The sequence below is a fragment of the Collinsella sp. Sow4_E3 genome (genome assembly GCF_052116285.1).
Taxonomy (GTDB): Bacteria; Actinomycetota; Coriobacteriia; order Coriobacteriales; family Coriobacteriaceae; genus Collinsella.
This window is the reverse complement of record NZ_JBQKLJ010000074.1, coordinates 1-873: the sequence shown is the minus strand read 5'-3', so window position 1 is coordinate 873 and position 873 is coordinate 1. Positions and strand designations below refer to the sequence as shown.

General features: G+C 66.0%; 3 protein-coding genes. All 3 read right to left on the bottom strand.

Annotated elements, in window-relative coordinates; genetic code table 11:
• Window positions 1–421 (bottom strand): hypothetical protein (locus tag ACTQ48_RS11295; protein WP_441570998.1); only part of this gene is annotated, 421 nt, incomplete at its 3' end.
• Window positions 418–546 carry a hypothetical protein gene (locus tag ACTQ48_RS11290; RefSeq protein WP_426469705.1) on the bottom strand — a complete coding sequence of 43 codons (129 nt, stop codon included), beginning with the start codon at window positions 544–546 and terminating at the stop codon, window positions 418–420. The genes ACTQ48_RS11290 and ACTQ48_RS11295, both read right to left, overlap by 4 nt.
• The coding region (locus ACTQ48_RS11285; RefSeq protein WP_441570996.1) for a hypothetical protein at window positions 530–873 on the bottom strand (344 nt) is incomplete at its 5' end. The genes ACTQ48_RS11285 and ACTQ48_RS11290, both read right to left, overlap by 17 nt.

Below are 873 nucleotides of genomic sequence, written 5' to 3'. Positions count from 1 at the left end.
CCCATCCCACGCGCTCATCGACATGCACCCACTCGCCCCCGTCGGTCTCCATGTGGTCGTGGTTGACCTCGTGGTCATCGCATTCACCCGGGATGCATGGCTCGAAGATGCCGACGCGGGGATGCTCCCGCAGTACCGCTTCCAGCGCGTCGAGCGCCTTCGGTAGGGCGGTGCTTGCATCCTCGACGGCAATCAGGCCGCAACCGCTCCACGCGTCGTAATCGCCAGTCGCGATAGGCGACCAGCCAGCCTCGGGGTGCTCGGCTTCAATGGCGGTGTAGGTGGGGCCATTGGTGGGGTCACCTTCTGCTCCCTCCCTGTAGCGCCAAGGTGCGGGGGGTGCGGCGTCCAGCAGGGCGCGGCGGCGAGCGATCCAACCGGCGGCGGACTCGACCATCTCGTCGGTCAGGTAGTCAGTCATAGCTGCCAGCTCCAATCTGGGGTTCCGTAGATGCCTGCTGCGAAGACGAGCAGGCAAGAGGTGATGATGATCAGGGCGAGTATGAGCACCTCGGCGGTGTGGTTGCGGTCAGTCATCGTCATCACTGCCGTCGCCGTCGCCACCGCCGTTGCCGTCGCCAGTGCCGTCGCCATAGCCGTAGCCAGTGCCGTCGCCAGTGCCGTAGCTATAACCGTCGCCGTAGGGCCAGACCTTGGCCAGCTCCAGGCCATCGATGTAGATGTCGCCGTAGGGCCAGACCTTGGCCAGCTCCAGGCCATCGATGGCGGACTCGAGGCGCGCCTTGGCCTCTACCATCGCTGTGGTCGAGGCGTCGACCTCGGCGAGTTGCGCCAGCAGTTTATGGCTCATGACTGCACCTCGATCGGGTCGCCGTCGATCGTGACGGGTCGGCAGGGTGTCGCCACGCGGGG